Here is a 22,377-nt window from a genome sequence, read left to right as displayed (position 1 = left end):
ACGTTGACATATTGTCATTCAGTTTTCAATGTTCTTTAACACTTACAATACATTATTGTAACAAATGGAATTTATTAAGTCAAGAATTAATTTATATTTTATTTCTTGTCGATTCTTAATTAATTCAACAAATAACATTTTATAATGTATTGATTTTAATTTCAATAGTCAAAATTACACTTTGTTAACTAAATTTTAAAGTTCTTAACTTTTTCTTTTCAATTAATTAAACTGCTTTTGACGACTTTTATATAGTATCAAGATATAAACGTAACGTCAATATTTATTGTTGATTTTTTAAGTTAAAATTTACTTAATGAGTGAATATATATCTACATATAGTACATTATAATTATATAGTGTAAATACTTTCGTTTTGTACATCTGCAAAACGAAGTCTTATGTAAAAAAAAGAGGCTGTACAAATTATTACAGCCCCTACTACTTATATACGATTAATTATATGAAATTGCTAAACAGTCATACTATTTCATCATTATTTTATCTCAATAAAACTTCACAAAAGTATCAATAATGACTAAATTTTTATTTTGCTTCTATGAACTTACTTTCATCAATTTTCTTCTTCTTTGCAATCTTTACATACTCCATATATTTCCATCCGATGATGAGTAACATCAAAATCTGTTACATGTTGAGCTAATTGCTCTACTTCATCCAATTGTGGATAATGGAAGTCAACGATTTTACCACATTTTTCACATATAATGTGGTAGTGATTATGTGTATTAAAATCAAACCTACTAGATGAATCACCATATGTTAACTCTTTGACTATACCAATATCTTTAAATACTCTTAGATTATTATAGATAGTAGCAACACTTATATTAGGAAATTTAGGTGAAAGTGCTTGATATATTTCATCTGCTGTTGGATGTGAATGTGAAGATATAAGATAGCGCATAATTGCTTGTCTTTGGGGTGTAATACGAACGCCCGCTTGTCTTAATGACGCAATGGACTCTTCAAGTTCATGATCAATAGATTCAAGTTCCGCACTCACTTTTTTCACCATCTTTCTAAATAATAATTATTATTACTTAATATTAATATAACTGTTGCTATAAATAAATGTCAATAAATACTTGCTATTTTCAATTAGTAACCATAATCTAAGTCTACTTTATTCTCAATTACATCATAATTATTGAGAAAATGCTCAAGATTCTTTTTGAAAATATCCGTAGCTTCTCTATTATTATTAGAATCATTACCTGTAATATGAGCAGTTATAGTCACATTGTCTAAATCATATAAAGGATTATCCTTACTAAGTGGTTCTTTTTCAAAAACATCCAAATAAGCATGTCTGATTAATCGATCCTTGAGTACATTGATGAGCATTTCCTCATCAACAATTGTTCCCCTTCCTACATTTATAAATAAAACATTATTGTCCATTTGTATGTAATGTTTTCTTTTTAATAAGTGAATTGTTTCTTCAGTTTCAGGTAATGCATTAACAATAATATTCGCCTTTTCAATAACATTATCTAACTCTTCAATTGTATATACTTCATCAAATTGTTCAACATTTTTTCCTGACTTACTAACCCCTATCACTTTCATTCCAAAAGCTTTGGCTAAATAAGCAGCCCTTTGTGCAATCGCACCTGTTCCCAATAACAATAAAGTCTCTTCGTTTAATCTTTTACCAGTAATTCTGGAGTCATAATTTTTTTCAATTTGATTTCTATAGGAAGTTTTCATTTTTTTATAATCATCCAAAATGAATGTCATTATATATTCAGAAACTTGTTTAGCTTGTATACCTTTACCATTTGTTAGAATGATATCTCGCTCTTTAATATAATTTAACGGTAAATTATTTACACCTGTTGCAAACCATGCAATCCATTTAAGGTTGATACAATGTTCGATAAAGTGACGATCTATTTTGCCATCATAACCTATTAAAATGTCCATAGTTTTTCTATCATTGATTGGGATATTTATAGCTTTGTCATAAAATTTAAATTCTTCGTTTGGAAATTGTTTTCTTAATTCGTTTTCTATTTCATTTAATCTATTTAAGCTAACAATTTTCAAAATTAACCCTCCAGAATATTTTTTATTGTTTCAATTTGCGTTTTTACCTTTACATTTTCAATCACATCAATAATGTTACCATTTTCATCGAGAATAAATGTTGTTCTTACAATCCCCATATTCTCCTTGCCAAATGATTTTTTCAATTGGTAAACCCCTACTTTATCAGCAAGTTGATAATCTTTATCTACAAGTAAGTCAAAATTCAATTGATGTTTTTTTATAAAATTTTGATGTTTCTTTTTAGAGTCTGCGCTTATTCCATATATATCTACATCAAGTTGGTTAAAATCTTCAATGTGATCTCTAAATTCACAAGCTTCAGTAGTACACGTTGGTGTATTATCTCTTGGATAAAAATAAAGAATTGTTTTACGACCTTTAATTGTTTCATTTGAAATAAAATTACCATCTTGATTTTCTAAAGAAAAAGAGGGAAATTGTTCACCTTTACTAATCATATACTCACCTATTTCTTAATTGTGTTGCTTTTATGATACGATATTAATTGAAAATATTAAATAAAAAGAGGTTGATAGATATGAAATTTACTGAAAGCGAACGTCTTCAGCAACTTTCTAATGAATATATTTTGGGAGGTGTGAATTCACCTTCACGGTCGTATAAAGCAGTAGGTGGCGGGGCACCAGTAGTAATGAAAGAAGGTCATGGCGCTTACTTATATGATGTAGATGGTAATAAATATATCGACTATCTACAAGCTTATGGACCAATAATAACTGGTCATGCACACCCGCATATTACCGAAGCAATCCAAGATCAAGCAGCAAAAGGTGTGCTTTATGGGACACCTACTGAATTAGAAATAAAATTCTCAAAAAAACTTAGAGAAGCTGTTCCTTCTTTAGAAAAGATCCGTTTCGTAAACTCAGGTACTGAAGCAGTTATGACGACAATTAGAGTTGCTCGTGCTTACACTAAAAGAAACAAAATTATTAAGTTTGCAGGCTCTTATCATGGTCATTCTGATTTAGTTTTAGTGGCAGCTGGTAGTGGACCTTCTCAACTTGGTTCTCCTGATTCTGCTGGTGTCCCCCAAAGTGTTGCACAAGAGGTTATTACAGTACCGTTTAATGATATAGAATCATATAGAGAAGCTATTGATTATTGGAAAGACGATATTGCAGCAGTATTAGTAGAGCCGATTGTGGGTAATTTTGGGATGGTCATGCCACAACCAGGCTTCTTAGAAGAAGTAAATAAAATTTCTCATGATAATGGAACATTAGTTATCTATGATGAAGTTATCACTGCTTTTCGTTTCCATTATGGTGCAGCTCAAGATTTATTAGGTGTTAAACCAGATCTCACAGCTTTTGGTAAGATTGTTGGCGGTGGTTTACCAATTGGTGGCTACGGTGGTCGACAAGATATTATGGAGCACGTTGCACCACTAGGTCCAGCTTATCAAGCCGGAACAATGGCCGGTAACCCGTTATCAATGAGAGCAGGTATTGCTTTATTAGAGGTTCTTGAACAAGAAGGTGTTTATGATAAACTTGATCAATTAGGTCGTCGTCTTGAAGAAGGGTTACAAAAATTAATAGATAAGCATCAAATTACAGCAACAATAAATAGAATCTATGGCTCACTGACATTGTATTTCACAAATGAAAAAGTTACGCACTATGAACAAGTTGAAAACTCTGATGGAGATGCTTTCGCTCAATTCTTTAAATTAATGTTGAACCAAGGTATTAATCTCGCACCTTCTAAATTTGAAGCGTGGTTCTTAACTACAGAACATACTGAAGAAGATATTGATCGTACACTAGAAGCAGCTGATTATGCATTTAGTAAAATGAAATAACCTACAGTATGAGAACTTGACACATTACCTATGTGTTCAAGTTCTTTTTATGTTCAATTATGGATTAACTGTTGAAAATTTAATTGAAATTTGCGTTTTCACTTTTCTTAAGTAAAATTTATGATAGTTTATAAAATTTAATAGCTTATAAAGTACAAAATAAAACTATTTACTTAATTTCTTAAAATTTTTCATCTAAAAACCACATTGCATATAGATAAACTTGATTATTTAAGTTCAGGGGTGTATAACAATAATGAATGAGAGTATTATTATTACTCAAAATAATTAAAAGGAGCATTTAATTTGAGACTTGGAGCTCGGATTTTCAAAACTGGTATAGCCATTATCTTAGCTATGTCTATCGCTTCTTTACTTCCTGATAATATTGGTCTAAAAACGTTAGCAGGTGTCAGTGCAGTAGTTGCCATGCAACCAAGTGTTTATCGCTCAATCAAAACTGTTTCTGAACAAGCTATTGGTAATGTGATTGGTGCACTACTTGCAGTAACAATGGTAACGATATTCAGTGATAATTTCATTATCATGGGCGTTACCGTTATTTTACTCATTGCAATTTTGTTCCAATTTAATCTAGCTCATGTAGCAACACTTGCAAGCGTAACTGCTCTTATAATTATGGGGCAACATACTGGTTCTTTCTATGTTGCTGCATTTTTTAGATTTGTACTAGTGATGATTGGTGTATTGAGTTCTTCTATTGTCAATCTAATTTTTTTACCTCCTAAGTTTGAAACAAAAATTTATTATAATTCAATGAATATTTCTTCTGATATATTTGTGTGGTTTAAACTTGTACTCAATGACACATCAGAATTTCATAATATTAAACAGGATGGTGATCAACTAAACTCACGCATCAATAAATTAGAAAAGATTTTCGACTATTACAATGAAGAAAGACCATTAACAAAAAAACATATTTATCAACAGAATAGAAAAAAAATACTATTTAGAGAAGTAGTTAGAACGACTAGACAAGCATATGAAGTGCTAAAACGAATGTCACGATATCAAAATGATTTATATCAACTAAATAATCAATTACTTTTACAAATCAAATTAGAACTTGATTCATTAGTTACTTTACATGAACAAATATTTAAGAGTTTATCTAAAAAAGCTAGATATGATGTCACTCAACTAGATTATGAAGTTGACAATCCTCAGAAGAAAAACTTGATGGATGCTTTTCAGCAAGAATTAATTAAAAACCCACATCAGACGCAATATTCTTATAGCAATATGATGCAAATTATTGCTGAAATTGAAGAATACAGATATCAACTTGAACACTTAGATCGCATCCGTTTAAGTTTCTTTACCTATCACCGTTCTGATACTGATATAGACATTTCAGATGAGGACTTTGACTTATAATACAATGGTAAATCAGAATTTTATTGGATTAACCAGTGAAATTCTACTAGTTAGCTGTTTTGACTATAGGTAAAATAGTTCTTATTTTTAATAACTGCCAACAGTACAAAAATGCCTGAGACAACAACAGTCTCAGGCATTTTCAATGTTTTATAAATTTTGAATACTATAAAGATGCTCATATGCACCGCGTTTATTAATTAATTGTTGGTGTGTGCCAGTCTCAACAATTCGTCCATTTTCCATTACAACTATCCTATCTGCATGAGTAATTGTCGATAAACGATGTGCAACAATTAATGTTGTTCTATCCTTACTTAAAACATCAAGTGCTTCTTGAATAATTGCTTCACTCTCTAAATCCAATGCACTTGTTGCTTCATCTAATATTAAAACAGGAGGATTATTTAAAAAGATACGTGCAATTGACAACCTTTGTTTTTGTCCACCTGATAATTTAACTCCACGTTCCCCTACTTCAGTATCATATCCATTCGGTAAGTTTGAAATAAAATCATGGGCATTCGCCATTTTTGCAGCTTCTACGACTTCATCATCAGTCGCATCAGGCCTACCCAACAAAATATTCTCCTTAACAGTATCAGAAAAAAGAATATTATCCTGTTGTACTAAGCCTATTTGATTCCTCAAACTACCAGTTAGGAACTCTTTAACATTATGATGATCGATAAGTATTTCACCTTGAGTCACATCATAAAATCTTGGTATAAGATTAATCAAAGTAGATTTTCCACCACCACTCATACCTACAAAAGCTACAGTTTCACCTTTGTTAATTGTTAAATTAATATCGTGTAATACTTCTTTTTCATTTTCATTATATTTGAAACTCACATGTTTTAAATCAATTTGACCCTCACTGATTTTAATTGGCTGTGCTCCAATGCCATTTTTGATGTCGTAATCCTCATCCATTAATTGAAATACTCTGTCCATAGATGCAAAACTTTGTGTAAGTGTAGTAAATGAAGATACTAGTCTTCTAAGTGGTCCAAATAATTGTTCTAGATAACCGACAAATGCTGCTAGAGTTCCGACAGTAATCGACCCGGTAATTGCTAAATATGAACCCACGCCAATCACAATTATTGGACCTAAATCTGTAACAGTATTAATAGCAGCAAAAGAATACGCGTTCCATCTTGTATGTTGGAATGCTCGTTGTAAAAAGTTTTTGTTATGGTTATCAAAATTTTTCGCTTCATTGTCTTCAATAGCAAAACTTTTAATAACAGACATTCCTTGAACCCGCTCATGTAAGAAGCCTTGTACTTCTGCTAGAGCTTGTGAGCGCACACGTGTAAGTTTACGTAATCTTCCAAAGAAAAAATAAACAGTTAAAATATAAAATGGAAAAATAAAAATAGCAGCAAACGTCAATTTTACATCAAGGAAGAACATAATAGAAAGTGCGATAATAATCGTTATACAGTCAAGCCAGATATTCATCAATCCAGTAAGAATGAAGTCTTTTGTTTGTTCGACGTCATTAATCACTCTTGAAATGACTTGACCGACTTGATTATTTGCATAAAATCGAGCACTTAGTGCTTGCAAGTGATTATACAATTGTTTACGAATATCATATAGTATTTTATTACTTGTCCATTGAGCTAAATATTGTCTAATAAACTCAATCGGCGGACGAACAATTAAGAATATAAATAATGCAATTCCTATCGCTACACCAAGGTGACTAAATTTTTCTTGATTTGTAAGCGAATGATTATTAATCACGCCATCTATAGCATATTTAATCAATAAAGGTATGAGCATGGGAATACCGAATTTAATAATTCCTACTATAATTGTTGCAATAATACGATATCTATAAGGTTTTACAAACTTTAAATATCGTTTTATCATGCGCCTTCCCTCCTAATAATTTGAAAATGAAGAGAGGTTGGCACATTGCATTTGTATACACTTTAAAAATAAAAGATACAAATGTTAATGTCTCAACCTCTAATACACGAAGACACTCTATCAGATATTAAGTTAGAAAGATGAACTAACAAATTATCATTGTTGTTACACTTCATTTATGAATTTTTATAGATTACTTTTACAATATAAATTATTTTAATCTTATTTACATCTATTTTGCTTAATAATCTCTAATTTTTTTATAACGTTCTTTCCATACTTTTATAAAGTCAGGAGCAAAAGGTCCCTTTTTTTGTTCTATCCATTGTTGTAAAATATCAACATTTCTTCTTAAAATAATATCGATATCATGAGGGTAATTCATTTGGTTCATATGTTGCTCGTACTCATCTTCATCAAGTAAATGATATTTTCCGTTCGGATAAACTTTGATATCTAAATCATAATCAATATATTTTAAAGCTTCTTCGTCACATGCAAAAGGCGAAGATAAATTACAATAATAATAAATACCATCTTCTCTAAACATACAAATAACATTAAACCAATATTCAGAATGAAAGTATACAATTGCTGGTTCTCGAGTAATCCATGTACGCCCGTCACTTTCAGTTACTAAAGTGTGATCATTACCACCAATAATCACATGTTCTGTTCCCTTTAAAATTGTGGTTTCTGACCAGACACGATGAATATTACCATCATGTTTATAACTTTGAATCTTAATATTTTCTCCTTCTTTAGGTATGGATTCCTTTACCATACTCCACACCACCTTTATCGTATTTAACCATTTAGATTATATCATATTTTAATATGCTTGATTAACCTATCATTTATAAGTGGCATATGAGATTGATGTTTATAAATTAACCTTCAATAAACTTATATATTTTATCCATTGGTACGGGAAATGTATACTGATCCCTATCATCTAAATTAAACCACGTCATTTGTTGAGGTAAATCATTCTCCTGTATATTAAGAGGTGCTGTAACATTGTATACTTCAATATCCCATGTAAGATGGGTAAATTGATGTTTTAATTTAAATACTGGTTCGTTAATTGTTTCGATTCTTTTTCCTAAATCATCAGATATCACATCGTTTGCATTTGTTTGTTCTCTCATTGGAAATTGCCACATACCGTTAAGAAGTTTTTCTTTACGCTTTTCAAGTAAATATTGACCATTATCATTACGAATCAGAAAAACTTTTTGCTCAACGTTTTTTTTATTTAAACTTTTAGTTTTCACTGGTAATTCTTGTGCAGTCCCCATATGAAATGCCTCACAGTGTTCTTGAATAGGACAAAACAAACACAATGGTGATTTTGGAGTACATACTAACGCCCCTAGCTCCATCATCGCTTGATTAAATGTTCCCGCATCCTTCAACACATATGGGTGTAATTCTTGTTCGAATGCTTTTCGAGTAGACTGTAACTTTATATCACGATAGTCATTGTTTAATCGTGACCATACTCTAAAAACATTACCATCGACAGTTGCTAAAGGATGGTTGAAAGCTATACTCATGACCGCCGCCTGAGTATATGGACCCACACCTTTTAACTTTTTAAATGTTTCAGGATCGTATGGTACCTCACCATCATAATTATTATTAACTTCTTTTACAGCAGTATGGAAATTACGCGCTCTGCTATAATAGCCTAAACCTTCCCAATACTTCAACACTTCATCTTCACTAGCTTCGCTCAACGACTGAATTGTAGGGAACCTATGTATAAATCTATAGTAGTAATCTATAACAGTGTTTACTTGCGTCTGTTGTAACATCACTTCACTTAGCCAAATATAATAAGGATTAGTCGTTTCTCTCCAAGGCATATCTCTTTGATTTTTATGAAACCAATCTTCAATATCTTTTTTAAAAGAATTTTCTAGATACATAAAACCTTCCCTCTCTATTAGTTTCATAAGAATGTATTATTAAAAGCATTCTTATGTTAACTTTAACATGACTCCATATTACATTACTTAGTATATGTTTATTTAAAGTAAGTTAATTTTGTTATTTCAACTTTTAGATTATAATATATATTAAATAAAGAAGAAAAGAGTGAGCAATTATGGACACAGCCACACATATCGTTATGGGTGTGGGTCTTACAGCTTTAGCAACGCAAGATCCAGTTATGGCAGGATCATTTGCTGCTACTGCGACGACTTTAATCGCAGGTTCTTTAATACCAGACGGTGACACCGTACTGAAACTAAAGGATAATGCGACATATATTTCACATCACAGAGGAATTACACATTCATTACCTTTTACAATATTATGGCCTATATTAATTACATTTTTTATATTTGTAATATTTAGTCACACGAACCCCTTACATGTATGGTTGTGGGCACAACTAGCAGTGTTTTTACATGTCTTTGTAGATATTTTTAATTCTTATGGTACTCAAGCATTGCGTCCCATAACTAACAAATGGATTCAATTAAGCGTGATTAATACCTTTGATCCGATAATATTTATTATTTTAAGTATAGGTGTCTTATTGTGGATATTAGGTATTCATCCATATATTGTTTTCTTTCCAATCATATTAATTCTCATAGGCTATTATATTGTAAGATTTAAGATGCAAGCAGCAATTAGAAAACAAGCACTTCAAAAAATTGAGCAATCGCATACACCAGTAAAAGTATTCGTAGCTCCAACAATGAAATTTCATGTATGGCGGGTCGCAATACAAACAGATAAGCATGATTATGTCGGTGTTTCCAAATGGAAAAATGTAGTTTTTACTGATAAAGTTAAACGCCAGTCTATGACTCCTGATTCGATATTATGGAAAGTTAAAGGTAATAAAGATATTTATACATTTTTAAACTTTTCTTCAATTTATCGTTGGCAAACTACGCCATTAGATGATGGCACAACGGAAATTCGACTTATGGATTTAAGATACTTAAATAAAGGTCGTTATTCTTTTGTAGCTATTGCACATTTAACACATGAAAATGAAATTGATCACTCTTATATTGGGTGGGTATTTAGCGAAGATAAATTACAACGTAAATTATTTTCATAATATATTTGAGTGTTACAAAATTCGTATTAACTACGATGCTAACATTGGAGAAAACTTGATATGAAAGAATTTCAATTTAGCCATCGACTGCCTATAAACTAAGAATGCCTCAGACTTTAATTGATGTCTGAGGCATTCTTAATTAATAAAATATCGTACACTTTATTGAACTATTTATTTATCTAAATTTACGTTTAAACGTTTCTTTTCTTTATTCTTTTTCTCTTTTGAATAACTCTTTTGGTTAGATTGGCTTTGATATTTATCAAATGCTATGTGACGCACAAGCGCATAATTAATCACACACATGATTCCAATTAAAATAATAATATATAAATGATAAGGTAAATTGCTCATACTGACTGTACCAAATATTATTGCTTGCGAACTACCATTTACGAAATAATACAGAGGATTTAACATCATAATATGATTAATCACATTTAAATTTGTCTTAGGGATGTATGTAATTGGAACCATAAAAAAACTGATAGCACTTACTATAATAAATATCAGTTTTACATGTTTAATTGCATAATTCAATAAGCCCAACATTATCGAAGTCACACTGATAAAAATGGCTATAATTACTAAATAATATAAAAATGAAAGTATTGATGCTTCAAAATTCACAGGCTTAAGGATAATAATAACTATACCCAGAATAAGTATTGTTATTAAACCTAACATCGCTATAACTATGGTAGGTGTGACAGCAGATATATGAAATGACTTCATGACAACGAAATCTCTGATATAGTACTTATAAGCTATATAAATAGATTGTATAATTATGCTGAATATGATGAGTGATGAAATTCTGAATAACCAACGCACTTGAACAATATCAGTAGTATGGTTAAAATTAAAAAATCCTTCTAATGCTAGAATAATTACTAGTCCTATAATTAGGCTAATTGCAAACCACTTCCATGTTTGCTTAAGCCTTTGAGTACAAAAACTAAAAAGATGTGGTAAGTTTTTAATATATACAATTAAATTATCTATCATTTTCACACCTACAATTCAATATAAATCCATTTTTCTTCTTTCATGTCAGCGATAAAATAACCGCTTCCATTTTTTGTAATCCATACATCCTTCGTGATATTAAATGTTTTTTTCAATTCCGTTTTATTTGTCATTGGAATAACAAATCCAGACAGTTTATCATTATCACCAAATATCATTTTTATAGGTTGTTGCGTAATCGGTACAACATACTGTTTATCTTTATCAGGTCTAAGCGTTTCTGTTACTTTATCATGTTTTTGATGTAAGTGACTGTTAAAGTACTCTACGTAAGTACTATAATTTGATTTTATATAGGGTGATAATTTCTTAAAAGTATGAGATTCGTATAACCCAGCTGGATTGAAATAAAACACTTGATTTTTACTAATACTATATGTCTTTTGATTCAATTCGACGCGGTACCTTTTGTTATTTTCACCCGTAATTGTAATTAAACTATACTTAGGTACTTTTAAATTTTTAGACCCGTTTAAAGTAACTGATCCATCTAATGCTAATCCATATGCAAGTTTTTCTTCGTAAGTATCTTTATTCTGATTCTGTATGGATGCTTGAGTATTAATATTCCCTAGTTTGACCATACCTAAGTTATTAAAGAAAAGTACAGTCATTAAAACAAGCCCCATCAAAAAGCTGACAAATAATGTCCAAAATCTCACTAGAAATTTTGGTGGCTTAGCATGATTATAACGTTCTATTCTTTTGAAATTATAAGTCATTTCAGGAATCCGAGATCGATTCTTCTTCCAATCATAATCAAAGTTCTCAATTTCCATTTCTGATTTTAAACTATTACGATCTTTTTCATGTTCTCTAAAAGTTGGTAACACCTGATTTAGAGAACCTTCCTTGCGTATCTGGCCATGTGATACCCATGTTATGTAGTTGCTTGTTTTACTTATCTTTTCTATATCATTATCGATTAAGACTAGAGTTTTATTTGCTTCAATATAATCTGTTGATAAAATGGAAGCTCTTTCTATAAATGTTTCATCTAAATGTGATAAAACGTGATTTAAGATGATAATATCGTTTTTTGAAGAACGTGCAATACTAAGTAAAAGTTGTGCGTATGATTTTTCGCTTAAATTAGAAACCTTTTCCTCTATATGATCACCTAAATGTGCCCAATGAATAATTTGTTCAACTTTATGCTCAGTTACTTCATAAGGAAAAAGTTGTACGAGTTCGCTCACATATTGGCTCACAGTTAAATTATTAATCTTTCGATCATCAATATCACCGAAATACAAGTTTTTAGTTCGGACAACCTTACCTTTATCAGGTTTCACTGAACCACTTAAAATTCGACCAATCAAAGTTTTAGAAGATCCAGGTTCACCGATTATACCTAATGCTTCACCTTGATAAATGTGCAAAGAAATATTATTTAGGTTGATGTCCTCGGCATCATAACCCAATGGTCGATACCATTTTTTTGAACTATGATTTCTATAATAATGTGTTACCTTGAGTAATTTTAAAACTATTGAGCTTCCCATCAATTATACATCCTTCTAAAATTTTAATAATGCTAATGGTAGACCTTCCTCAGGTTCACTACTGTTTATTCTAAACCCCCATGCAAATACACCCTTGAGTCGTTCTACTTTAAAGTACTGTTTACTACCATCATTGAGTTTATAGATTTTTCCAGGTTCAATTTTATTGCGATCCACTAGATAGCTTTCTGCTATAATCACTTTACTTTGATAAACATCATATTCATTCATAATGCCATTCATCTCTGCTTTACGCATTTTTTCTTTAAATAATTGTATTTCATGTCTAAGTTCTTGCTCGGACATTTCACTCATTTTCTTTTTATTCATACGATATACCACTTTCTTCTAATTTAGATTTAATTTTATCATAATTATAGCCTTTTCTCATAAGTGCCTCTATGGTTTTAATAACACTTTTATCACTGTCATATTTTTTACAATTTTTATTATAGACTTTCTCTAAATCACGTTGCAATAAATGGTCTAATGTTTCTTCGTCTTGAGAAAAATCTATTTCATTCATAACTAGTTGAATCGTTTCAAGTTTATATCCTTTTTGGAGAAGTGACTGTGTTACTTTTTGCTTTACCTTTGCTTCAGGGCCTTTTTTAGACTTCATCACTTTTTTACCAACTTTAATAACGTCATCTAATGGTTGTTGTTGTTCATATGCTTTGACATATTTTTCAATAATCGTAGCTTCAATACCTAATTGGTAGAGTTTTTGTCTATATATTTCTGGCCCTTTATCTGTAGTATGTATCATGGTATTTTTTAAACTTTCTGCGTAATCTTCATGATCAATAAACTTTTCCTTATAGCAATAGTCAATGACATCTTGAATAGCATTACTTTGAATATCGTTTTTTTCTAAATACTGTATAACTTCTCTTTCAGTACGTTTCTTATAAGACAAGTATTGAATTGCGAGATTAACACCTCGACGGTAGTGATCATATTCTTGAATGTTCTGCATATCTGACGGTTCAAGTATTTGATCTTTTTTTAAGTTAAATTTAACTAGTGTATCAATATCTATTCCCATTTCAAATTCTCCATCTAAAAAGAGATTAAAGCGTTCTTTATTCTTTTTTTGTACTTCTATTTTAGTTACCTTTGACATTTTACTATCCCTACTTCTATATTCAAACGTTTTTTCTTACATATATTATTACACATCATTAGATGTTTCATAAAAGACTTTGAATTTTATATATTTACTTTATGCAATAAAAAAGAAGTAAAACAGATTTCATCCTGTCCTACTCCTTCAAATTTATTTAGCTATCGACTTAAAATGTTTTAAAAGATTGACACAACATCATCATTAAATAGTTAATAAAAGTATTGCTTCTATAAACTAATACCAATATATTTATATCATCTTTATTTGTTTGTCGTTTAATTTCCAAGTTGAGACATAGCTTCTTGATATTGTGATTCACTAATAAAATTTTGTTGTTTCATTTTCTCTAAATTGGTTTTAACTCTATTGATGTAATTATTCGACATATCATTTACGTCATACACACTTGGCGCATTTACTTTGCTTGCTAATATGGCACTTTGTAACACACTAATCTGACTCATATTTGAATTGTTTTTATCTACCGTTACACCAAAATAATGATTTGCAGCACCTTCTACAGTATATTGATTATCACCATAATAAATATTATTCGTATAAAAACTTAAAATTTGATTTTTACTGTATTGCTTTTCGACTTTACGCGCTACAAACAATTCTTTGATTTTTCTTGTAAAGGATCGTTCATTATCGTAATAATAATTCTTTACAACTTGTTGCGTAATTGTACTTCCACCTTGCACATCTCTATCGCTAATAGTTGAAAACAATGCCCTTGTCGTTCCTTTTATATCAAAGCCATGATGTTTATAGAAACGCTCATCCTCCATTGAAATAAATGCGCCTTTTACATAGTTAGGCATATTTTCGGTAGCAACAAAATCACTTTTATTTTCTATTGATTTTAAATCATCTACATTTGCTCTTGAAGAAATAAAGTACATGACACCAAAAAATATAATTAATAAAATTAATATAGTGATAATTACTTTTAAGAAAATTTTTTTACTTTTTTTCTTTTTCGGTGGTTTCCCTATTGGTTGATAATACGTATTGTAATGAGGTCGTTGAGACTCATAATGTTGTTCAATATAATCAGCCGTATATTTATCGCTTCTTTTCATGGGTTATCTCCTTTTCTCAAACTCACCCTTTTAAAGTGAGTTTACCAATTGTTTAACCGTTTAGCTATAGTTAAGTTAAAAAATCAGTCCCAAGGTGTAGCAGTAATTTTAAGACTTAAGTAAAGTCAAAAGTATAATTTATTCATTTATACTCAAGTTGTCATTTAAAAGATATCATTTACCTGTCAAAATTCAGTTTTTAATCATTTATTTGATGCCATAAAAAAGAGACTGTTGAGAAAGTCAAAAACTTTAACAACAGCCTTAATCAATAATTTAAAATCATAATAATGAATGCAAATTAGTTCATTGTAAATCGCGATTTATGCTTCTAATTTTTTTACAATTTCTCTATTGAAGTCATCTAAATCATCAGGTACACGACTTGTTACAATGTTGTTGTCTACCACTACTGATTCATCTACAACATTCGCACCAGCATTTGATAAATCTTTGCGTACGTTAATAACACCCGTAATTGTACGTCCTTTTAAATCGTCAGTATCAACTAATACTAATGGACCGTGACAAATTGCAAATGTTGGAACATCATTTTTAGTGAAATACTTAGCAAAAGTACCATAGCGACCTTCTTCATCACCACGTAAGTGGTCAGGTGAAAATCCACCAGGAATTAATAATGCATCATAGTCTTCTGGTTTGGCATCAGCAATGCTAACATCAACAGTGACTTTCTCACCGTGCTTACCAACAACTTCATGGTTAGCTGTATCACCAATCACTTCTGTTTCAAATCCAGCATTTTCTAATGCTTCTTTAGGACTTGTTAATTCTATATCTTCAAATTCATCTGCTAGAATAATTGCTACTTTTTTTGTCATAATTTGACATCACCTTTCATTTATCTGCTTTTCAATCTAAATATAGTATAGACAAAAAAATAGGGTGTTAAACATCTATTGCTAAATTTTCCAAATTAAAAAAAGCTAAACTTATTAATATTATTACATTGTCATTCTCCAACCCCAACTTGCTTTGTCTGTTGAATTTCTATCTGAAATTCTCTTTGTTGGGGCCCCAATACTAAATTATATGGAAAACTTTTATGTTTTAATTATTCAGTGGTTATACGTTAAGAAAGTCTAGGATTGTGATTGATGTCCTAGACTTCCTAAATAATTATTTTGAAACTTGTTTCACTTTTTCTTCCAACTGATCAAGTAAACCAATCCACTCATCAATATCTTCTACACGTACCTCATCCGGATTTACGTGATCAATGTCTTCAATAAATTTGTTTAATCGTGTTTTAATTTGATCAATCGTTTGCTGTTCACTCATTAAATATTGGAACTCCTTTTTACTTGTATTTACTACGATAATATTATCCTAACAGAATTTGACAAAAAGCGATATAATCATAATAATATTCATTGTACATTTTGCACATAATCAAAACAAAGTAGATGGAAATTTTTTAATTTTAGGAGTAATAAATTATGATAATATCAAACAAATCCCCTATTTCTATCAACAATGACCCATGGGAAGCATACAATGATATTTTAGAACATAACCAATTAACATTGAGTAATATAGAATTTACAACTACAAATTTATGTAATATGCGTTGCAGTCATTGTGCAGTTGGTTACACTTTACAAACTAAAGATCCTGATCCTCTTCCAATGGATATCATCTATCGACGTTTGGACGAGATACCTAACTTAAGAACATTGTCTATTACAGGTGGAGAACCCATGTTTTCCAAAAAATCAATCAAAAACGTCGTTAAACCTCTACTTAAGTATGCCAAACATCGTGGTATTTATGTTCAAATGAATTCAAATTTAACTTTACCTCAAGACCGGTATTTAGATATTGCAGAATACATAGATGTTATGCACATTTCACATAATTGGGGAACCATTCAAGAGTTTACTGATGTTGGCTTTGGTGCAATGAGAAAACAACCTCCTCTAAAAGCCAAGTTGAAATTATATGAGCAAATGCTTGAAAATTCCAGCACTTTATCAGACCAAGGTATGTTCGTTTCGGCAGAAACAATGCTTAATCAAAGCACAGTCCCTTATCTAAATAAAATACATAACGAAGTGGTAAATGACATGAAATGTAGCCGTCATGAGATTCACCCAATGTATCCATCTGATTTTGCTAGTCAATTAAATGTATTATCTCTTAAAGAAATGAAAGAAGCTATTCATCATTTATTAGATATACGTGATGAAAACACATGGATGTTGTTTGGTACTCTACCTATCTATCCTTGTTTAAATGATGAATATGATCAACATTTATTGCAACGTTTAAGAAAATCAAAGAATGTTACAATGAGAAATGACCCAGATGGTCGTAGCCGTTTGAATGTTAATGTATTTACTGGCGATGTTATTGTGACTGACTTTGGTGATGAAAATGGTACAATATCTAATATACAAAAGGATAAATTGACAGATGTATTCAACAAGTGGTTAAACACTGATCTTGCACAATCTTTAAATTGTCATTGTGCAGAATATCACTGTCTTGGTCCAAATGTTTTAGTTAAAAATATGTATTACCCAAATACTGATTTCAAGAAAAAAGAACAAAAAATGCATCAATATCAAATATTTTCGTAATTAATTTTGGTATAAACAAACAGTAACCACTCTATGTAGTTTTTAACATTCATAGAGTGGTTACTGTTTTATTAAAAGAGAAAACTTTATTGTTAAAATTATATTATCTTATCATTTAAATTAATTACTAAATTCTTACTTTTCGATATGTCTAACTCTAGATAAATATTCAATTGTATCTATACTTTCTTTACGACGTTCTTTACGTCTAGCAACACGTTGTGGTGCAGTTTCATGGAACCATTTTTCTACAGATGTTTCAGGTTCAACATCAGGTACTGATGTTGGCTTTCCATCACTATCTAATGCTACAAAAGTTAAAAAACTTAAAGCAGCCAAATGGCGCTCGTTCTTATAAACATCATCGATAACAATTTGAACACATATCTCCATTGAACTTGTTCCAGCATAAGAAACCATTGCTTCATATGATAAAATATCTCCTGTTGTAATAGGTCTTAAAAAGTCAACAGAATCTGTTGATGCAGTAACAACTGGGTTCCCAGCGTGCTTCATAGCAGTAATAGCAGCTATTTCATCTATATTTGCCATTAAAGTTCCACCGAACATTGTGTGATGATGATTGGTATCTTGTGGATATACCTGTCTTGTTTTGACGCATTTAGCATCTGACATTTTTTTGCTTTTTCTATTTGTGTTAGCCATAAATCATAATCTCCCCAATTTATAATATTTAAACAAACTCCCAATTCATTTCAATAAATTGATTGTTTATTCCACTTATACTATTTAGCCCAATTTCCATTTTTAAAAACTAATTCTTTTGTTTCATCTTGCAATATCCCATAAATTGTTAAATCAGGACTACCAATCATGAAATCTTCATGAATATTGGAATCATTAAGTCCATTTGTAATTTTTTCTTCTGTAGTCATTTCAGTACCACCTTTGATATTAAAACTATAAGCTGACCCAATAGCTAGGTGGCATGATGCATTTTCATCAAAAAGAGTGTTATAGAATATTGTGCGTCGGTTTGATATTGGTGAATCGTCGGGCACTAGTGCTACTTCCCCTAATCTACATGCACCTTCATCAGTTGCAATCAAATCTTTAAGTAATTTCTCACCTTTTTCTGCTTTGACATCAACTATCACACCATCTTTAAAAATCAATGTAAACCCGTCTATAATGTTACCATTAAGATTTAAAGGTAATTTGTTTGTTACATATCCATTAACATTGTTTCTATCTGGAGCTGTAAAAACTTCTTCTGTAGGGATATTAGCAATAAAAGGTTGACCGTCCCCATTTACATAACTTGTTGCATCTTCCCATATGTGTCCTTCAGGTAACCCTACTATTAAATCCGTGCCTTCTGATATGTAATGTAAAGCTTGATAGTTTTTCTCTTGTAATCGTTTAGCGTGAACACTTAAATCTTTAACGTGTTTTTCCCAATTTTCAATTGGATTTTGTCCATCTACACGAACAATATCAAATACTTCATCAATGAATTTAATATATGCCGATTCAACATCCAACTCAGGATAGACACGATGTGCCCAATCTCGCGTAGGAAAAGCAGCCACTACCCATGGAAACTGGTTTTTTTGACTTGCTTCCATATATGGTTTAAATCCTTTTGAGTATACAGTTTGATACGCTTTTAACTTATGCGCGTCTATTCCACTTAATAGCTCTGGATCTTCAGCAATGAGTGCCAAGTTCGCTGCACCACGATTAACATAATCAAGACGCTCTTCAATATCATATTGTTTGAGTTCTTGGTTTTCAAAGTGTTCAACTGATTCGTTTTCAAATTTTAATCTTTTTAATCTCGGGTCTGTGTAACTCACTCGAACATCTTCTGCCCCTGCTTTATATGCTTCCTCAACGATTAAATGAGTTAATTCTAAAGCTTCGACAGATGAACGTATAAATACTGGTTGATGTGGCTGTACATTCATTCCCACTCTTACTAATAATTCTGCATATTGTTTTAACTTATTATGATAACTCGTCATATTAATCCTCCATATCTTGTCTAAGTTGTCCTAAATGGTCCGCAATGGCCGTAACCTCACTAGGCGAGAATGAATCTTTAGACATTACGAATTCATATATTTCGCTTATGTCTTGATGAGGTGTTGATTTAAATTTTTCCGGATTAAGTAATGCTTGATTTACAATATTTAATTTTTGTCTAATATTAGAAATCATTTCTTCATTAGATAATGACATTTAATTCACCTCTTTAGTTCAATATTCTATCAAAATATCATATTTTGTTAAACTTTGATAGAATTTGAGGTTAAGTACTTTCTTATTGTTTAGATAGTATATAAAATGGGCATATAAATACATAGTTTGGAGTGAATACTTATGATACATGTAGCATTTGTATGTCTAGGTAATATATGTCGTTCTCCAATGGCTGAAGCTATCATGAGGCAAAGACTACAAGAAAGAGGCATTTCAGATATAAAAGTTCTTTCTAGAGGTACAGGACGTTGGAATTTAGGCGAACCTCCACATAATGGAACACAAAAAATTCTACAGAAGTACCATATTCCTTATGATGGTATGGTGAGCGAACTTTTCGAACCTGATGATGATTTTGACTATATTATTGCTATGGACCAAAGTAACGTAGACAATATCAAACAAATCAATCCAAATTTACAAGGACAATTGTTCAAATTGCTAGAATTTAGTAACATGGAAGAGAGTGATGTACCAGATCCATACTACACTAATAATTTTGAAGGTGTTTTCGAGATGGTGCAATCATCTTGTGATAATTTAATTGACTACATCGTAAAAGATGCAAATTTGAAAGAGAGGTAATTCAACTATGGAAAATAAATTAGTGCCTGGTATTTTAATTGGTGCCGTAATTGGTGGCGCGGCTGCTCTTGCTGATAAATCTACACGTCATTCTTTAAAACAATCATTCAAAGACATCAAAGAAGGAAATCGTACACGTAAACCTTCAAAAATAAGTAGCATCAAAGATGAAGTAATGTATTGGAAGGATACATTAGAAGAAATACGTCGCAATAATCCTGAATTAGAACGTTCAATTAAAGATGCTAAAGAAACTTTTGTAAATCGTAAAAATCAACGCTTAGGTAAATAAACTTTTAAATACGTAGCATTTTCTGAGAAAGTAGGACTTCAATTGGAAAATGTAGGCATATAAGTTTATGATATTCAATGACTATGAAGTGGAACGGAATTCATTCTAAATGAATTCTGCTCCACTCTTTTTATCTTTGTTGATTATAAACTCTACATTGATTGTTAAACTTTGACTCGCCCTTGTTTAATACTTTAACTCGTGTTTAAAACTATAAATCAATATTCAAAAACTATTGCCTTTCTATTTAATTTAGGCCAAAATAATCATTGAGTGTTAAAAATACATTACTTTTTAAAGGGTATTGGATTTATCATATATAAATAAAACCATTTTTGTTTTACTATACCGCAAATATGGGAATACAAGTTTAAATGTAAAACATAAAAAGCGAAGGAGATTGTTATGTCAAAAAAAGAGAAAACAACTTCTAAATATCTTAATTCAATAGAAGATAAAGAGCATAAAAAGAATAAAAAAATAGAAGTTGACCGTACATATATAGAACCGCAAGAATTCCAATCGAAGAAACCTAAAAAAAAGAATCAAGTATTTTTTGTTTCTCGGCTGAATAAACCAGCAAAATACACCGAAAACTCTAATTTCTTTTCCTACCTTATTTATAGGATAGGTAAAGATGACGCTGCAGGTTTAGCAGCACAGATGACGTATCATTTTGTATTAGCACTTTTCCCAATGCTAATTTTTTTACTTACGCTACTTGGTCAATTCATCACGATTGATGCTAATCAGATTAATCAAAAAGTAAGTCAATATGTCCCTGATCAAGAAACAGCTAGTATCGTTGGCGGAATTGTTAAAGATATCTCTGACACTGCCAGTGGAGGTATTTTGTCAGTTGGGTTAATTTTAGCTATTTGGTCAGCATCAAATGGAATGTCCGCTATCATTAACTCATTTAATGTTGCTTATGACGTTGAAGATTCTCGAAACGGTATAGTAGTTAAATTATTAAGTATACTATACACACTTGTTTTAGGTGCAGTATTTGTTGTTGCTGTTGTACTTATTACACTAGGTCCAGTCATTAATAAATTTTTATTTGGACCACTAGGTATTGATAATCAAATTGAATGGATTTTTAATTTAGTACGAATTGTTATTCCATTGATTATTATTTTCATCATATTTACTGTACTTTATTCAGTTGCACCTAATGTTAAAACAAAATTACGTTCCGTTATTCCTGGCGCTATTTTCACTTCCATTATTTGGTTACTAGGGTCGTTTGCATTCGGTTACTATATTTCAAACTTTAGTAACTATTCGAAAACATACGGAAGTTTAGCTGGTATTATCATTTTATTCTTATGGTTGTATATCACAAGCTTTATTATTATTATCGGTGCTGAAATCAATGCAATTATTCACCAAAGAAAAGTCATAGCTGGTCACACACCTGAAGAAGCTGCTATTAAACATGAGGATAACAATGAAAATCATTATAACGAAAATACGACTTATGAATACTACAAAGATAATAAAGATGTAGATATTTCTAATGAAGATGATACTTATAATATCAATCATCAATCTAAAGAAGAACATCACACAACCGACTGATAATATCGAAAGGCGAAAGTATCGGTAGATGCACCGTTACTTTCGCCTTTAATAAT

General features: G+C 30.7%; 23 protein-coding genes. 7 read left to right on the top strand and 16 right to left on the bottom strand.

Translation table 11 applies throughout. The features are described from left to right. Positions 1-574: 574 nt before the first annotated feature. From perR to bcp, 3 genes are all read right to left on the bottom strand, one after another. Positions 575-1,027 carry a peroxide-responsive transcriptional repressor PerR gene (perR, locus tag HMPREF2897_RS11565; protein ID WP_002458536.1) on the bottom strand — a complete coding sequence of 151 codons (453 nt, stop codon included), beginning with the start codon at positions 1,025-1,027 and terminating at the stop codon, positions 575-577. A 95-nt stretch (positions 1,028-1,122) separates the two neighbouring features. Further along, a complete protein-coding gene (locus HMPREF2897_RS11560) occupies positions 1,123-2,073 on the bottom strand; it encodes a phosphoglycerate dehydrogenase (RefSeq protein ID WP_070593300.1) in 951 nt (316 codons plus the stop codon). Between the two features lie 2 nt (positions 2,074-2,075). Next, a complete protein-coding gene (bcp, locus tag HMPREF2897_RS11555) occupies positions 2,076-2,534 on the bottom strand; it encodes a thioredoxin-dependent thiol peroxidase (RefSeq protein ID WP_002458538.1) in 459 nt (152 codons plus the stop codon). Positions 2,535-2,614: 80 nt separating this feature from the next. On the opposite strand from bcp, the gene HMPREF2897_RS11550 reads away from it, so the two are divergent. Then, on the top strand, positions 2,615-3,904 hold the full coding sequence (locus HMPREF2897_RS11550; RefSeq protein WP_002447425.1) for a glutamate-1-semialdehyde 2,1-aminomutase: 1,290 nt from the start codon (positions 2,615-2,617) through the stop codon (positions 3,902-3,904). Between the two features lie 306 nt (positions 3,905-4,210). Then, complete coding sequence (locus tag HMPREF2897_RS11545) at positions 4,211-5,305, top strand: FUSC family protein (protein ID WP_002447426.1); 1,095 nt, start codon at positions 4,211-4,213, stop codon at positions 5,303-5,305. 150 nt (positions 5,306-5,455) lie between these two features. Here HMPREF2897_RS11545 and HMPREF2897_RS11540 read toward each other — a convergent pair whose 3' ends face one another. The 3 genes from HMPREF2897_RS11540 to mutY form a co-directional block, all read right to left on the bottom strand. Next, a complete protein-coding gene (locus HMPREF2897_RS11540) occupies positions 5,456-7,192 on the bottom strand; it encodes an ABC transporter ATP-binding protein (RefSeq protein WP_002447427.1) in 1,737 nt (578 codons plus the stop codon). A 241-nt stretch (positions 7,193-7,433) separates the two neighbouring features. After that, on the bottom strand, positions 7,434-7,976 hold the full coding sequence (locus HMPREF2897_RS11535; RefSeq protein ID WP_001830384.1) for a nucleoside tri-diphosphate phosphatase: 543 nt from the start codon (positions 7,974-7,976) through the stop codon (positions 7,434-7,436). Positions 7,977-8,082: 106 nt separating this feature from the next. After that, positions 8,083-9,126, bottom strand: a complete 1,044-nt coding sequence (gene mutY, locus HMPREF2897_RS11530) for an A/G-specific adenine glycosylase (RefSeq protein WP_002487334.1) — start codon at positions 9,124-9,126, stop codon at positions 8,083-8,085. 179 nt (positions 9,127-9,305) lie between these two features. On the opposite strand from mutY, the gene HMPREF2897_RS11525 reads away from it, so the two are divergent. Further along, positions 9,306-10,280, top strand: coding sequence for a metal-dependent hydrolase (locus HMPREF2897_RS11525; RefSeq protein WP_002447429.1), 975 nt, complete (start codon positions 9,306-9,308; stop codon positions 10,278-10,280). Positions 10,281-10,454: 174 nt separating this feature from the next. On the opposite strand, the gene HMPREF2897_RS11520 is transcribed toward HMPREF2897_RS11525, so the two are convergent. The 7 genes from HMPREF2897_RS11520 to HMPREF2897_RS11490 form a co-directional block, all read right to left on the bottom strand. Continuing rightward, the gene (locus HMPREF2897_RS11520; protein WP_070593298.1) at positions 10,455-11,291 is read right to left on the bottom strand and encodes a hypothetical protein; all 837 of its coding nucleotides are present in this window, start codon (positions 11,289-11,291) and stop codon (positions 10,455-10,457) included. Between the two features lie 8 nt (positions 11,292-11,299). Next, a complete protein-coding gene (locus tag HMPREF2897_RS11515; RefSeq protein WP_070593297.1) occupies positions 11,300-12,817 on the bottom strand; it encodes an ATP-binding cassette domain-containing protein in 1,518 nt (505 codons plus the stop codon). A 15-nt stretch (positions 12,818-12,832) separates the two neighbouring features. Next, on the bottom strand, positions 12,833-13,147 hold the full coding sequence (locus HMPREF2897_RS11510) for a YfhH family protein (protein WP_001830430.1): 315 nt from the start codon (positions 13,145-13,147) through the stop codon (positions 12,833-12,835). Continuing rightward, positions 13,140-13,943 carry a recombination regulator RecX gene (gene recX / locus HMPREF2897_RS11505; protein WP_038812423.1) on the bottom strand — a complete coding sequence of 268 codons (804 nt, stop codon included), beginning with the start codon at positions 13,941-13,943 and terminating at the stop codon, positions 13,140-13,142. The genes HMPREF2897_RS11510 and recX overlap by 8 nt, the downstream gene beginning before the upstream one ends. A 278-nt stretch (positions 13,944-14,221) precedes the next feature. After that, a complete protein-coding gene (gene sgtB / locus HMPREF2897_RS11500) occupies positions 14,222-15,031 on the bottom strand; it encodes a monofunctional peptidoglycan glycosyltransferase SgtB (protein WP_070593295.1) in 810 nt (269 codons plus the stop codon). 323 nt (positions 15,032-15,354) lie between these two features. Next, complete coding sequence (locus tag HMPREF2897_RS11495; RefSeq protein ID WP_002447434.1) at positions 15,355-15,873, bottom strand: type 1 glutamine amidotransferase domain-containing protein; 519 nt, start codon at positions 15,871-15,873, stop codon at positions 15,355-15,357. Positions 15,874-16,171: 298 nt separating this feature from the next. Continuing rightward, positions 16,172-16,333, bottom strand: coding sequence for an SE1561 family protein (locus HMPREF2897_RS11490; RefSeq protein WP_001830395.1), 162 nt, complete (start codon positions 16,331-16,333; stop codon positions 16,172-16,174). A gap of 158 nt (positions 16,334-16,491) precedes the next feature. Between HMPREF2897_RS11490 and yfkAB the strand changes: the two genes are divergently transcribed. Then, positions 16,492-17,634: a radical SAM/CxCxxxxC motif protein YfkAB gene (gene yfkAB / locus HMPREF2897_RS11485; protein WP_038812422.1), complete on the top strand. Its 1,143-nt coding sequence runs from the start codon at positions 16,492-16,494 to the stop codon at positions 17,632-17,634. A gap of 135 nt (positions 17,635-17,769) precedes the next feature. On the opposite strand, the gene HMPREF2897_RS11480 is transcribed toward yfkAB, so the two are convergent. The 3 genes from HMPREF2897_RS11480 to HMPREF2897_RS11470 form a co-directional block, all read right to left on the bottom strand. Continuing rightward, entirely contained in the window at positions 17,770-18,300 is a 531-nt protein-coding gene (locus tag HMPREF2897_RS11480) for an acyl-CoA thioesterase (RefSeq protein WP_002447436.1), read from the bottom strand. Between the two features lie 80 nt (positions 18,301-18,380). Beyond that, positions 18,381-19,622: an aminopeptidase gene (locus HMPREF2897_RS11475; RefSeq protein ID WP_070593293.1), complete on the bottom strand. Its 1,242-nt coding sequence runs from the start codon at positions 19,620-19,622 to the stop codon at positions 18,381-18,383. A gap of 1 nt (position 19,623) precedes the next feature. Then, positions 19,624-19,839: a DUF1128 domain-containing protein gene (locus HMPREF2897_RS11470; RefSeq protein ID WP_001830421.1), complete on the bottom strand. Its 216-nt coding sequence runs from the start codon at positions 19,837-19,839 to the stop codon at positions 19,624-19,626. Between the two features lie 141 nt (positions 19,840-19,980). On the opposite strand from HMPREF2897_RS11470, the gene HMPREF2897_RS11465 reads away from it, so the two are divergent. From HMPREF2897_RS11465 to HMPREF2897_RS11455, 3 genes are all read left to right on the top strand, one after another. Then, positions 19,981-20,445: a low molecular weight protein-tyrosine-phosphatase gene (locus HMPREF2897_RS11465; protein WP_070593291.1), complete on the top strand. Its 465-nt coding sequence runs from the start codon at positions 19,981-19,983 to the stop codon at positions 20,443-20,445. 7 nt (positions 20,446-20,452) lie between these two features. Beyond that, positions 20,453-20,737 carry a YtxH domain-containing protein gene (locus tag HMPREF2897_RS11460; protein WP_002447438.1) on the top strand — a complete coding sequence of 95 codons (285 nt, stop codon included), beginning with the start codon at positions 20,453-20,455 and terminating at the stop codon, positions 20,735-20,737. A 405-nt stretch (positions 20,738-21,142) separates the two neighbouring features. Then, positions 21,143-22,321: a YihY/virulence factor BrkB family protein gene (locus HMPREF2897_RS11455; protein ID WP_002458547.1), complete on the top strand. Its 1,179-nt coding sequence runs from the start codon at positions 21,143-21,145 to the stop codon at positions 22,319-22,321. Positions 22,322-22,377: the final 56 nt, after the last annotated feature.

Origin of the sequence: Staphylococcus sp. HMSC065D05 (assembly GCF_001813195.1) — a bacterium.
Taxonomy (GTDB): Bacteria; Bacillota; Bacilli; order Staphylococcales; family Staphylococcaceae; genus Staphylococcus; species Staphylococcus epidermidis.
The sequence above is the reverse complement of the archived record's forward strand: the minus strand, read 5'-3'. Positions and strand labels throughout refer to the sequence as shown.

Bases quoted from the DNA above. Each gene is read 5' to 3' on its own strand.
- bcp (WP_002458538.1), bottom strand. From the start codon at position 2,534: ATGATTAGTAAAGGTGAACAATTTCCCTCTTTTTCTTTAGAAAATCAA.
- HMPREF2897_RS11550 (WP_002447425.1), top strand. From the start codon at position 2,615: ATGAAATTTACTGAAAGCGAACGTCTTCAGCAACTTTCTAATGAATAT.
- HMPREF2897_RS11540 (WP_002447427.1), bottom strand. From the start codon at position 7,192: ATGATAAAACGATATTTAAAGTTTGTAAAACCTTATAGATATCGTATT.
- HMPREF2897_RS11535 (WP_001830384.1), bottom strand. From the start codon at position 7,976: ATGGTAAAGGAATCCATACCTAAAGAAGGAGAAAATATTAAGATTCAA.
- mutY (WP_002487334.1), bottom strand. From the start codon at position 9,126: ATGTATCTAGAAAATTCTTTTAAAAAAGATATTGAAGATTGGTTTCAT.
- HMPREF2897_RS11525 (WP_002447429.1), top strand. From the start codon at position 9,306: ATGGACACAGCCACACATATCGTTATGGGTGTGGGTCTTACAGCTTTA.
- HMPREF2897_RS11520 (WP_070593298.1), bottom strand. From the start codon at position 11,291: ATGATAGATAATTTAATTGTATATATTAAAAACTTACCACATCTTTTT.
- HMPREF2897_RS11515 (WP_070593297.1), bottom strand. From the start codon at position 12,817: ATGGGAAGCTCAATAGTTTTAAAATTACTCAAGGTAACACATTATTAT.
- HMPREF2897_RS11510 (WP_001830430.1), bottom strand. From the start codon at position 13,147: ATGAATAAAAAGAAAATGAGTGAAATGTCCGAGCAAGAACTTAGACAT.
- recX (WP_038812423.1), bottom strand. From the start codon at position 13,943: ATGTCAAAGGTAACTAAAATAGAAGTACAAAAAAAGAATAAAGAACGC.
- sgtB (WP_070593295.1), bottom strand. From the start codon at position 15,031: ATGAAAAGAAGCGATAAATATACGGCTGATTATATTGAACAACATTAT.
- HMPREF2897_RS11495 (WP_002447434.1), bottom strand. From the start codon at position 15,873: ATGACAAAAAAAGTAGCAATTATTCTAGCAGATGAATTTGAAGATATA.
- HMPREF2897_RS11490 (WP_001830395.1), bottom strand. From the start codon at position 16,333: ATGAGTGAACAGCAAACGATTGATCAAATTAAAACACGATTAAACAAA.
- yfkAB (WP_038812422.1), top strand. From the start codon at position 16,492: ATGATAATATCAAACAAATCCCCTATTTCTATCAACAATGACCCATGG.
- HMPREF2897_RS11480 (WP_002447436.1), bottom strand. From the start codon at position 18,300: ATGGCTAACACAAATAGAAAAAGCAAAAAAATGTCAGATGCTAAATGC.
- HMPREF2897_RS11475 (WP_070593293.1), bottom strand. From the start codon at position 19,622: ATGACGAGTTATCATAATAAGTTAAAACAATATGCAGAATTATTAGTA.
- HMPREF2897_RS11470 (WP_001830421.1), bottom strand. From the start codon at position 19,839: ATGTCATTATCTAATGAAGAAATGATTTCTAATATTAGACAAAAATTA.
- HMPREF2897_RS11465 (WP_070593291.1), top strand. From the start codon at position 19,981: ATGATACATGTAGCATTTGTATGTCTAGGTAATATATGTCGTTCTCCA.
- HMPREF2897_RS11460 (WP_002447438.1), top strand. From the start codon at position 20,453: ATGGAAAATAAATTAGTGCCTGGTATTTTAATTGGTGCCGTAATTGGT.
- HMPREF2897_RS11455 (WP_002458547.1), top strand. From the start codon at position 21,143: ATGTCAAAAAAAGAGAAAACAACTTCTAAATATCTTAATTCAATAGAA.